Source organism: Gracilimonas sp. B-17 (genome assembly GCF_056857935.1).
In genome coordinates this window covers 764,192-777,519 of the sequence record NZ_JBSXOA010000012.1, presented here as the reverse complement: position 1 = coordinate 777,519, position 13,328 = coordinate 764,192, and the positions used below count along the sequence as shown (strand labels likewise).

Sequence of the window (13,328 nt, the reverse complement as noted above, 5' to 3'; positions counted from 1 at the left end):
AAAGAATTTAATTTAAGATGATACTTGACACCTCATTTGCACGTGAGTTAGCGGCTCATTTATTAGAAATAAACGCTGTAGTTTTAAAGCCAAACGATCCATTTACATGGACTTCCGGATGGAATTCACCGATTTACTGTGATAACCGGTTAACGCTGCGTTATCCTGAGATAAGAAACAAGATCGAGAACGAATTCACCCGCATAATCAAAGAAAAGTTTTCTGATATTGATGTGGTAACCGGAACCGCCACAGCTGGTATTCCTCATGCGGCCTGGGTTGCGGCCAACCTGAATAAACCGATGGCTTATGTACGCGCCAAGGCTAAGGCACATGGAATGGGTAATCAGATCGAAGGTGGGGTTAAAAAGGGTGAGCATACTGTAGTCATTGAAGACCTCGTTTCCACCGGTGGTTCGGCAATTTCTGTCGTTGAAGCACTGAAGTTTGTTGGTGCCAATGTTGATGCCGTACTCTCCATCTTTACCTACGATTTTGATAAAGCCGGTGATCGCTTTAAGGAAGCAGGTGTACCCCTCTATTCACTCACAGATTATAAAACGCTGGTTAATGTAGCGGTTGAAAAAGGAACCATTGATGGTGATGATCTGGATCTCCTTTCATCTTGGCGAGAACATCCTGATATTTGGCCTAATTCACCTGAAGAAGATTAACAGGCTATCTAATACAAAAAACAATTTATAAAGTGGCACAAAAGACCTTTTACATAGAGACATACGGCTGTCAGATGAATTTTGCTGACTCAGAGATCGTGAATTCCATACTATTGGAAGATGGCATGAAACCGGTTCATGAAGCTGAGAGTGCAGATGTTGTATTGGTGAATACCTGTTCGATACGGGAAAACGCAGAAACCAAGGTTTGGAATCGGCTTAAGGAACTTCGCTCCATAAAAAAAGAAAATGGAGAAATGACTGTCGGTGTTCTTGGTTGTATGGCAGAACGTATCAAAGACAGGATCATTGAACAGGAACACCTGGTAGATATTGTAGTGGGTCCTGATGCCTATAGAGACATACCAAGACTACTCAAAGAAGTTGATGATGGAAGAAAAGCAGTCAATGTGCTTCTCTCACTTGAAGAAACCTATGCTGACATCGCCCCTGTCAGAACAACCGGCAACGGCGTAAATGCCTTTGTATCCATCATGCGTGGATGTGATAATATGTGTGCTTTTTGTGTGGTGCCATTTACAAGGGGGCGTGAACGCAGCCGCCCTCTGGAATCGATTATTCGAGAGATCAAGCAACTTTCTGATGAAGGGTATAAGGAGGTCACACTACTGGGCCAGAACGTAAACTCGTACCTGGATGGAGAAAACACGTTTACGAAACTAATGGATGAAGCAAGCAAGGTAGATCCTGAAATGAGATTTCGTTTCTCCTCTCCACATCCTAAAGATTTTCCGGATGACCTGCTTCATTTGATTGCAGAGCGGCCTAACTTATGTAATTATATACATATCCCGGCACAGGCAGGCAGCGACAGTATGCTCGAAAGAATGCGTCGGCCATATACCAGAGAAGGTTACCTGGAACTGATCGATAAAATGAAAGCGATCATACCCGGAGTATCATTATCGACTGATATCATCGCCGGTTTTTGTGATGAAACTGAAGAGGAACATAAGCAAACACTGTCGCTGATGGCAGAAGTTGAATATGACCTGGCCTATATGTTTGCCTATTCTGAACGTGAACGTACCCTGGCAGCCCGTAAATTCGAGGATAATGTACCTGAAGAGGTCAAAAAGAGACGACTGTCCGAGATCATCACTCAACAGCGTGATATTCAAGAGCGTCGAAATAAGGAAGAAGTCGGAAGACGACATCTGGTTCTAGTTGAAAGCACCAGTAAAAAGTCTGAAGATCAATTAAGCGGCCGAACAGATACCAATAAAATGGTGGTGTTTGATCGAAAAGACTACGCCCCAGGAGATTATGTGGAAGTAGAAGTAACAGATACTACATCAGCTACTCTGATCGCCACTCCTATCCGGAAAACAACCCTGACCGAATATTACGGAGCTGAAGTTGTAGCATAAGTGAGACTGAAAAGAACATATCTGTTTGTTTTTAGTCTCCTGTTCTGGTTGTTCAGTTTTGGCCAATTTGTTCAAGCCCAACCAACGCTCGGTATAGTATGGGATATACCAAATGACAGCCAAAGTATAGAACAGCAACTTCATCTTTTCGAAAAACTTGGAGTCACGCATCTTGAGATCAAGAATCCGGTATCCGAAGAACTGCTCACTCAACTTGAAAACAGCAACTTTTCAATTCTCATAAGATCTCAAAATAGATTCTACACTTTAGAATCCTTTGATTCCAATAAAAATTCGTTTCAGGAAAATGTCTATCAACTAATGGCTGACTACAAACCCTATTCCAGGGTAGCCGGTTTAGGTATTATTTCACAAAGCCACTTTAAGAATTCTGAATTTTCTTCAGCTTTTTATTCAGCTTCTGAACAATTCTCATCCCAAACTGATAAAACACTCTACCATTTTTTAAATAATAAATGGTATTCACTGGATAACCCCGACCTTCCCTTTGGTCAATTACTGACTGATACTGATTATGAAACCGGAGAACTGACGAAATTTGATCGTCAGTTTAAGGTGTTTGTTGAAAGCTCAGAAGAACAGATCCTGTTTATGCATTCCGCCTGGCTTATCACTGCTGTGAGAGAGTTTCCTGAATTCAGAACATCACTGACTATGTATAGCCATGAAGGTTCATGGTCGATGCCACTGCCTCATCAGGGATCAACTAGCTTGGAAGCAAACTGGCTTGTTTTGGCATTAATTTTATTTTGGATCGTACTTGCTGTTCAGGTGAAATTTATTCCCAATGCAAGGGCAATGATCCTTCGATACTATTTTGCACACCGTTTTTATGTGGATGATATTTTACACTACCGGGAAAGATATGCTACACAAAGTATCATCATGATGGTAATTCACGCATTCGCCGGAGGCATTGTTGTTTATGTTTTATCAGCATTATTATTAAGCGAATCCGGCTTAGAAGCACTTTATTACCATCTTCCCTGGCTTGAAATATTTGGCAGCGGTTACTACTCAATTTCAATATTGGCCTTTATCACCTTGATCGTCTTGCAATTCGTAAGTGTTTTCTGGCTTTACCTGCCGGCTAAAAACTTAGATCATGTCAGCCAGATCGCCAACCTGTATGCAGGTTTACTATATACTGACTACATGACCCTGACCCTACTGATCTCATTTTATCTGACAGACTTTAGTACAGCACTTGTAATTACATTAGCTACATTTTACGTACTCATAGGTTTTATTAATTTTTATCTGACCGCTTTTAACACGGCCAGAAATATTGGGCCCGAAAAACTTATCTATTTTATGATAACAGCAGTTTTACATACTGTGGCTTCTGTTACTGCCCTGGTGTACCTACTTACTCAAACACAGATCATAGAAATACTCTCTCTATCTATCTCACTTAATTAATAGAAGATCAATTAAAGCTGATCGACCAACTATTCTTAGCAGGTTTACTTATTGAAGGATTCCTAATAATTACTTTATTGTATCTTTTTGTTGAATAGCAGACCAGGATCTTTCGTTAAATAATAAAAGCCATTAACCGAGCTGGATTTACTCAGATAATGGCTTCAAACCCAAAGTCATATATTCTTACTGCTTATTTAATAACCACGTTGGAAATTACAGACAAGATAAATGACATTGAGTATTAGTTGACTCAAAACGCATATTTTCTCTTTTTAAACTAACATAAAATTCGATATACACATCATACCTACCTGATCCCTATAAATATCATAGGAAACGAAATTTCAATTCTTAACCTGGCTTTATTAACATAGGTAGTGATTTTCATTTATTTTACTTTATACGCTCTCTCAATATTAGATACGAAACTGAGATCAGAATCAGTTCATATTGCCAATAACTTCTTTAAAGTTAAACCCAGTTATACATCGACACCTAATCTATTGACTTACCTATTACTGGAGAAAATGAGATCAAAAATTCTTATTGTTTTAATTCTCCCCAGGTTGGTGAATACAAATAAGAAGGGTGTCCAGGAGTATTTGAAATGATAACTGAAGTTGCAGTCCCATCTGACGGCATTGTTCTGATACTGTAAGTTGAGGCTCCCAAGCGACTTTGAAATACGATCTGATTACCATCTGGTGACCAATCAATTACATCTATAGCAGCACAGTCCAGTTCTGCCTCTGAAGTAAGTTCTCTCACATTTGTACCGTCAATATTTGCCCTGAATATCTGGAAGCAATCTCCTGGTCTATCAGTAAATATTATTTCTTTTCCGGATGGAGATATGCGTCCATAGCCATAAAACCTTGGAGTACTCGTAATAACATTTTCGTTAGACCCATCAATATTCATAACCACTAAAACTCTATTACCCGTTGATGGGGCTCTCTGGCTAAAGAGAATTTGATCATTAACAGGCGACCAATGCACGTAATCTTCTGCAAGATTCTCTGTCTTGGTGATCTGGGTTAAATTTGATCCGTCGGCATCAATAATGAATAGATCCTTTGTTGTCCCTTTATCCTCAACAAACACCAACTGATTTCCATCTGGTGACCATGATGGGTATCTAGGTCCGGTTATAGTTTCAGGGGTAATAGACTTTGGATCAGAGCCATCTGAGTTAGCTACGATCAATGATGGTATATCGCCGCCTAGTATGTAGGCAATTCTTGTTCCATCTTTTGAGATTGAAGGGTTATATACTGAAGTGGAACCTGATTTTGTTAATGCCACGACCTCTGATCCGTCGGGATTATTCATATATATTTCTGAATCATTGAGGCCTCCCCTGAAAAGGATCTTCTCAACTGACGCAATTTGATCGCACGTTATCTCAAAATTGATCTGCTGTGTTTCACCGGCTGAAATGCTAAACGGAAACGGATTAGCAGTTGCATTACTAATTGAACAGTTTGAAGCAATATCGGTCAATTCAACAGTATGATTGCCCTCCTGAACGGCAGAGAAAATATGATTATCATTTATTCCTACCTGAGTTGGACCATCCTTGTCAAGGAACAGTTCATAACCGTTTGGATCCAGATCTGTTCCAGTCGTTGTGATGTTGACTTCGACAGTACCTGTGGTGACGACTGTAAATGTAGGCCCGGTTGCCGTTTGACCATTTACTGTTACTGTTACAGGACCTGAAGTTGCTCCCCATGGAACAATTGCATCAATTTCTGTAGTTGAAACACTATTTAATTCAGCCCTGGTACCGTTGAATTGCACGTTATTCTCACTGAAAGTGGTACTAAAATTAGTCCCGGTAATTATAACACTGGATCCATATCCGCCTGATGTCGGGTTAATACTTTCAATGGTCGGCGCCGGCCCTGTACAGGTTACATTAAAGGCCGTAAAGCCCGCATTATCTGTATTATTGAGATTTACTAATCGTGGATTTTCACCATCAACTGTACAGTTGTCCCCCAATCCACTTAATTCAACTGAAACCTCGTTTTCAAGAATGTTAGTATAGGTAGTTGAACCATTAGCTGGTACAAATCTCGCATCTTGTCCGGTAACTAGTAATGTATATCCATCACCGGTTGGGCCTTCTGTAGTTACAGAAACCTCAAGCGTTTTGGGTTCCAGTGGTTGTTCTACTGTAAAGACCGGTCCTTCAGTAACATAGTCTTCTCCAACAGCCACATAGACCGGTCCGGTAGTAGCATCCGATGGAACCGTAGCTATCAGTTCTGTTGTGCTTTCAGAGATCAATTCTGCAGCTATTATGGTCTCTCCACTGGTAAAGCCAACAGTATTCCCTCCTGCTATGTCACTGAAGCCTGTTCCTGTGATCGTGACCTCAGTTCCGACCGGGCCACTTGTTGGGTCAATGCCGGTTATTCTTGGCAGCACGACGTCAATAGTTTTAACAGCGGTATCAGTAGCTCCATTATCATCAGTTACTGTTAACTCAACTTCATAGCTTCCTTCAGATGTATAAGAATGTGTGACTGAATCACCTGAAGCAACGTTTCCATCACCATAATTCCAATCATAACCAACTATGGTACCATCAGGGTCACTTGAGGATGTACCTGTGAATCCACAATCTAACGCCAGGCAAAAGGATTCAATAACAGCGGCCGGTGGATCATTTGGAGTTGAACATGACAGACTGTAGGTCGTTCTCGTCGTTGTATTTGCGCTTACATCCAATGTTCTTGGATTTGGCAACTCTTCACTTAGTTGACAATTTGAAGCAATTCCCGATAATTCAACTAAATAACTTCCTGTAGGCAGTGCATTCAACAATTTAGTGTCATTTATTCCTATAGATTGATCGGACAATCCTTCGATACTTAAGGTATAACCATCCGTATCCAGGTCGCTTCCAGATGTCAACGTGTTCACTTCTATCGATCCGGTTTGAATAACTGTGAATTCAGGACCATTAGCTGTTATATCGTTTACTGTAACCGTAACCGGGCCACTTGTTGCGGTACCTGGAACTAATGCCCTCAGTTCAGTTTCGGTAGCTCCATTCAATTCAGCTCTCACTCCATTGAATTCCACAATATTGTCAGATGCCGTTGAACTGAAATTGGATCCAGTAATCACCACTTCAGTACCGGTTGTTCCTGAAGTTGGATCTATTGATGTGATCGAAGGCTCAGGGGCAGAACAGGTTATCGTAAATTCTGTATACCCTGCATTATCTGAATTATTCAGGTCTACTGTTCGGGGATTATTTCCTTCGACCACGCAGTTTTCAGCTACCCCGGTAAGTTCAACCTGAACTGAATTCTCCAGGATATCACTATACATCACGTTGTCATTTGGTTTCACAATTCGATCATCCTGCCCTGTAACTGAAAGGGTATACCCATTTTCATCCTGAAGAGTGCCTTGGGTACTAACTACCACTTCAAGAGTTTTTGGTTGCTGCACCTCTTCAACGGTAAATTCCGGACCTTGAGCCGTATACCCATCTACAGTCACCGTTATCGGGCCGGTGGTTGCGTTAGATGGTACTATTGCCCTCAGCTCCGTTTCCGATGCACTGTTAAGCTCAGCCCGTACTCCGTTGAATTGAACGTTATTCTCAGAAGCTATTGAACTGAAATTGCTTCCTGAAATTGTCACTATAGAGCCAGGAACACCGGAAAGCGGAGATACACTCGTTATCTCCGGTATCTTAACCGTTACCTCTTGTGATATGGAGTTTGTAGCTCCTTCATTATCTGTTACATTCAGATCTACACTATAAGTGCCTGAGGTTTCATAGGTATGTGAGAGTAATTGACCTGTACCTGTATTTCCATCTCCTAAGATCCACTCAAATGTAGCAATACTGCCATCGGGATCTGTGGACTCAGAAGCATCAAGGTCACAGGTGAGGTTGGTACATGAAACGGTAAAAGAAGCTACCGGTGGTTCATTAACCCCTTCACAGGTCACGAAAAATTCAACGGTCGTAGCTGCACCGGCCTCAATAGTAGCCGTTCTTGGATTCGGCAGGTCCTGATTCAGGTAGCAGTTAGTTTCAATATCTCCTAATAGGATGTCATAGGTCCCTTCTTTAAGTCCTGATCTGCTGACAGTATCATTCACTTGCGTTCTGATTCCGTCCCCGGCACCTATCGTCAATAAATATCCATCCGCATCAATATCCGAACCAGTAGTTGAAATATCTACAATAAGGGTTCCGGTAGTTATCACCTCAAATTCAGGACCTGTTGTTGTTTTGCCGTTCACACTAACTGTGATCGGCCCACTTACAGCTCCCTGTGGTACCTGGGTTAAGATCTCGGTTTCGGTGGCATCGATAATTTCAGCTTCAGTTTCATTGAATAACACAGTGACTATCGATGTATCGGCACTAAAATTACTACCTGATATGGTTACCTGATCACCAATGGCACCACTAAGTGGTTCAACTGAAGTTATAACAGGTGCTCCGGCCTCTATGGTAAATTCCGGACCGGTCACACTTAACCCACCGACTGATATTGTGATTGGTCCGTTAGTAGCACCCTCAGGAACTTGTGTTTGAAGCTCTGTTTCGGAAGCACTGATCACAGGGGCTGACACACCGTTGAATTCTATAGAATTCTCATTAGTATTAGGGCTAAAACCATTACCTGAGATCAGCACATCAGTTCCAACTTCACCACTTATAGGAGCTACTTCCAATATCTGTAATTCCTGTACGCTGAATGCTGGTCCTTCCACTGTATCGCGTCTCACTGCAACAGATACCGGCCCAGAAGTAGCTTCAGCCGGAACCGATGTAATGATCTGACTAGAAGATGATTCCAGTATCTCAGATCGTACACCATTAAAAAACACATTGTTTTCAGAACTTATGTCACTGAAATCTGAACCTGTTATTCTGACTTGTGTATCTATTCTACCCGATGTAGGATCTATCTCAACTATTTGGTGGCGTAAGAGTTCAAAATTTGGTCCGATCGCTGTATCCTGATTCGCGATCACTGTGATCAAACCGGATGACGCACCAACCGGAACGGTTGTTAATAGCAAAGAATCAGAAGCATTTTGCACCGAAGCCCTAAGCTCATTGAAATATACTTCATTAGCTTCAGGAATCGGATCAAATCCTGATCCGGCAATATAGATCGTATCTCTATATCTTCCGGTTTCAGGTCTGATTTCATCGATAGAAAGAAACAGTGTTTTCGTTGAATCTACTGTAAAATCAGGTCCTGATAGAATATCTTGTCCCGCAATAACTTCAATAGGCCCTGAACTTGCATTTAGAGGTACCCTGGTAAGAATTGTTGAATCACTGGCCGATTCAATTTCTGCTTCAACCCCGTTAAATAATACCTGAGGATCACTTGTAAAACCGTCACCCCCTATCAATACCCTCGCACCATAAGGTCCCTGAGCCGGCACTACAGATTTAATGCCATCGACCTGTTCCTGTAACCCTGATCTGTTTATGTCACTGCAGCCTGCCTTAAACAGTATCAGCATAGCCACCATGGCGAAAAAATAAACGGTTAATTTCTTCATGTAAGTATTAAAATAAATAGTTGTTATCCGGAAATGGGGTACCCCTCATTTAATACTTACGTAAAGGAAAGCAATAACAGGTCAAATTAGCTTAAATTTTCCCTGACGGTATTTGAAGAGAGTTTATTCTTCTTCTATGACTCTTCTGGCCTCTTCAAAACGATCGGCTTTATGAAGGGCAGCGATGAGATGGTTCTTCAGAATTTCATTGTCACTGTTAGTCTCAAATCTCAGCATCCAACGATCACAAACATCATTCAGTGAATTATTTTGTTCAGCAATTGCAATGATCTTTCGGTAAGCTTCATTATTCCGGTCATTCAGAGAAAGGCTTCTCTCATAAAACAAAATAGCTTTTGCAGGGTCTTCATGAGTAGAATAGATATCTCCAATCTTAATAAATATCGTTTCATCCCTCGCACCATTTCGAATGGCATCCTCAAGAATGGTTTTAGCTTCTGCTAAATTGCCCGATTCTAACATAGACACCCCCTTAAAATACAACAGACGTGAACTACGGGGATATTCTTTCAGTGCCTGATCAAGAATGTCAACCTGTTTTTCGGCATTGAAGCTAATTTTAAGCAAGTCGTACCAGTCATCCACATAGGTACTCAATTTTTCAGTGAACCGTTTTGCCTGTAATATTTCAGGCATAGGGGAAACTTCTCCCTCAAGCACCTTCTCCGTCTGTGAGGTGAGAGCTGAACTGGATTCAGAATACAGATCCAGTATTCCGGTGATAGATGACACAAATTGTTTAATTTCTGAAGACCTTTGGATTGATGGAATCAGGTGTTTTAAATCAAAATATTCCCCCAATGCATAATATGGTGAACCCATCAGATCCTTAACGTAATTTTCAGAAATCAGATCCTTGGTTTGATTCTCGATTTCTGTTATATGGATCGCGGTTCTGGGCTCCTTTTTGATTTCATAAGCATTTTTAAAAAGCCTGAGAGCTACCTCATTAAGTCCTGCTTCCCTGAGAACAGTTGCTGTTTCATTTATCACGTTAAAATTATTGGGCCATTCGTTTACGAGCTGTCTGTATACTTCTATTCCATTTTCATCAATCTCCTCATAGATCCATGTTCGAGCTGAGCGCAATGCCAGTTCAGGGGTTGGATCTGCAGTATAGAGGGAGTCATAAATCTCCCGGGCTTCTTCATATTCTTTAAGCAGGATGTGCGTATCAGCCAGTTCATGGGCTACCAGTCGATTTTTCGGAAAGGCTTGTCTTTGAAGTTTCAGGACATTGCGTTTTGACCCCATGTCAAAACGCTGCTCACTCATTGATTTCAACGCTTCATACAATTGCTCACTTTCGGGGTACTTTTCGATCAACTGATTCATGTGTTCATTAGCCTTTCTTGCCTGATTGGCAGCCATCAGGGCCTGCCCGTAGATCACCCCGTAATTTATATTTTCAGGATACAATTCGTAGAGAACCTTAAAAGTTTGTACCATTTCTTCACTGTTGCCAACTCCCCGGTAAGCTTGTCCTTTAAGGAACAACAGTTGCTCGTTCGCAGGAAACCTATCCAGTCCAATTTCGAGAGCCTCAATTGCTTCTTCCCATCTTTCCTGCTGGATCAGTATATAAGACAGATTATTATGAACAGTCAGGCTGTCCGGTGTTAAATTTCTGGCACGTTTAAGATCCTGTACAGCTCCATCCACATTTCCTGATAAAAAGGCATCGTTTGCTTTACGTTTATACAGGTATCCCAGATAAGCTTCTGCCTGTTCTTTATTGATGACATCCCCGCCCTTCTGCCCGGCAAGTTCAGTTATTTTTTGATAGACCGGAATGGCTTTGGGATAATCAAGGTGATACAGAGCTTCGGCTTTAACAATCAAAATCTGAATATTTTCAGGAGCCACCTTCAATGCTTTATCTGAAGTTGATAAGACCGCTTCGTACATCTTCAAACCCATCTGACTGGCTGCAAGGTAGTAATATCCCTCCGTATTATAGGGATCTTTGTCGACCGCTTTTTCAAGTTGGGAAATGGCTTTTTCAAACTCGCCATTCTGATATAAAGCGATCCCGTTTGACAGTTCAAACGACTGTGTGTACCCCGGAAAGGTTGTTACCGATAGGAACGCGAAAACCAACAATAATAACTTCAACAAACTTCGGGTTGCCCTCATAGACTCTTTAATAGATCTGTAAATACTTGAACTCTAAGATTCTGAAATAAACCCTGAACATCAATTTCTTTCTACAGCCTGAGTGGCTTTGGCTGTTCTTGACTCCCTACCGGTCTTATCCATAGCATGGACCTTATACCAGGTACCGGCTTCACCTGACCTGTCAGTCCACCGTGTGGTTGAGGGTTCCACTGTACCTGCTTTTTCATAAACACCCGTTGCAATACCGGACCTATAGATAACATACCCATCCAGTTTTGTTTCATCACCGGCTTCCCAGGCTAATACAACGCCCTCATCCAATTTGACGGCCTGCACATTTCGCACCCTGTCAGGGGCATGGGTGTTACGTGTGATGAGTGTATCGGATATGGCAGAAACACTTTCATTACCCACTGAGTCAACGGCTGAAACCGAGTAAATGTACGTTTTATGGAGTGGTACATTTTCATCCCTGAAATACCTGTCTCCTTTACCAATTTCAGTAAGCAAGGTATCAGCGTTATTACCGGAATCTAACTCTCGTCTATAAATTCGATAATTCGTTACATCTCCAGATGAGGATGCATTCCATGTGATCCCTACTCTTCGGGCCTCCTGCATAGTTAATTTCAGTAAACCGGGAGCTCCCGGTGGCGTGATATCAGGTATCTTAAGAGCAGTGGTTACGGTATCACTGATGTTGCCGTTTTCACTGACAATCGCGATCCCGTATTCGATCGTAGTCCCCTCAACAAAGCGGGTTCCACCAAAACCGGTATCTTCATAAGATGTCTCAGTATGGGCATTGCTATTCAATAAACTCCAAAGTCCCTCCGCCCCGCGCTCTCTTTCCCGCCGAAGCACCTGATAAGATCTTAACCCACCTGGCACTTCACCATTCTCCCAGACAACCCTGGCAACTTTATTATCGATCAATGTGGCTTCGATAGCTGTGATCGGGTCAGGAATTCGTTCATCTTCAAAATAAATATGTGCCGGATTACTGAGATCACTTTCGTTACCCATAGTATCAGAAGCCGTGATCTTATACCGGTATTGATGTCCCGGTTCTGTAACGGAATCCTCATAAACCGTTTGAAGCGGAGGGAGTAATTCCGTGGTAATACGGTCATATTCCTCCTCATCATCTCTCGCCCGATATACGTGATATCCCCCAAGATCCAATTCCGTTGAAACAGCCCATGTCACACGACTTCTGTAATTCCCCAGATCAGTAGCCTGTACGTTTCTGACAAGATCTGGAGCCGTATTCTCTACCACATCTAACGTTACCCTGTTGCTTTCATCAGAAATTGCACCGGTGAAATCTACGGCATGCACTACAAATTCATACTCTTCACCCAGAACCGGTACTTCATCGGTAAATTTAAATTCTGTGGTCTGTGTGGTTCTCGCCAGGAATTGATCATGAAAGGGAAGCCAGTTTTCCTCACCTGTTTTCCTGTAAAAGATCTGAAAACGGATCACATATCTTGAATCTCGGTCAGAATTCGGCACATAGTTCCAGTTGAAGTCAACGACTTTGCCGCGGTTGGTTACTTCAAGTTCTGTGGGAGCGGGTGGTTGTACAACATCGAGATCGACCTCCCCTTCTATGGTCTGTCCGGTTGAACGTTCCAGGTCATCCATGATCTCGAAGCGATAATGTACTTCTTCACCTATGGGGGCATCCTCATCGATGTATAAGCGGCCCATATTCTGTGCAATTTCGGGTGATGCAAAATTTGCGATGATACCGGCTCCGGTACCGCTTCTCAGCATCAGATACACTGCTTGCGGATCCTGCCGCCCCGTTAACTGCTGCGCCAGTTCAAATTGATCCTGCAAACGGTACTCAAGGTCATAGCCATCGCGGGCAGGATAAATGACCTCGCTGTTTAATTTGGTCCAGTTATCTCCATTCTCACTTCTATAAACATTATAGCCGTGAGACAGCGGGATTTGCTGTGCATGATAGATATAAGCCTGGCCTTCTTCGCTTGCTATACCGATGATCTGTCGGTCATTATTTAACTGAGCCTTCAATTCACCTGTTTTAAGTAGAGATAATGCAATCATCAACAAACAGATTAACCCAATTCTTAAATATGACATG

General features: G+C 42.1%; 6 protein-coding genes. 3 read left to right on the top strand and 3 right to left on the bottom strand.

The genetic code is table 11. The annotated features are described in order from the left end of the window. Positions 1–17 precede the first annotated feature (17 nt). Genes pyrE through AC13FX_RS11765 form a run of 3 tightly spaced genes read left to right on the top strand, consistent with a single transcriptional unit; the run spans position 18 to position 3,508 of the window. Positions 18–674 carry an orotate phosphoribosyltransferase gene (pyrE, locus tag AC13FX_RS11775; protein WP_482880877.1) on the top strand — a complete coding sequence of 219 codons (657 nt, stop codon included), beginning with the start codon at positions 18–20 and terminating at the stop codon, positions 672–674. A gap of 32 nt (positions 675–706) precedes the next feature. After that, the gene (miaB, locus tag AC13FX_RS11770; RefSeq protein WP_482880876.1) at positions 707–2,065 is read left to right on the top strand and encodes a tRNA (N6-isopentenyl adenosine(37)-C2)-methylthiotransferase MiaB; all 1,359 of its coding nucleotides are present in this window, start codon (positions 707–709) and stop codon (positions 2,063–2,065) included. Continuing rightward, the gene (locus AC13FX_RS11765; protein WP_482880875.1) at positions 2,066–3,508 is read left to right on the top strand and encodes a hypothetical protein; all 1,443 of its coding nucleotides are present in this window, start codon (positions 2,066–2,068) and stop codon (positions 3,506–3,508) included. 546 nt (positions 3,509–4,054) lie between these two features. Here AC13FX_RS11765 and AC13FX_RS11760 read toward each other — a convergent pair. The 3 genes from AC13FX_RS11760 to AC13FX_RS11750 form a co-directional block, all read right to left on the bottom strand. Continuing rightward, on the bottom strand, positions 4,055–9,073 hold the full coding sequence (locus AC13FX_RS11760) for an IPT/TIG domain-containing protein (RefSeq protein ID WP_482880874.1): 5,019 nt from the start codon (positions 9,071–9,073) through the stop codon (positions 4,055–4,057). A 123-nt stretch (positions 9,074–9,196) separates the two neighbouring features. After that, on the bottom strand, positions 9,197–11,230 hold the full coding sequence (locus AC13FX_RS11755; RefSeq protein ID WP_482880873.1) for a tetratricopeptide repeat protein: 2,034 nt from the start codon (positions 11,228–11,230) through the stop codon (positions 9,197–9,199). A 60-nt stretch (positions 11,231–11,290) separates the two neighbouring features. Then, positions 11,291–13,291 carry a hypothetical protein gene (locus AC13FX_RS11750; protein WP_482880871.1) on the bottom strand — a complete coding sequence of 667 codons (2,001 nt, stop codon included), beginning with the start codon at positions 13,289–13,291 and terminating at the stop codon, positions 11,291–11,293. Between the last annotated feature and the right edge of the window lie 37 nt (positions 13,292–13,328).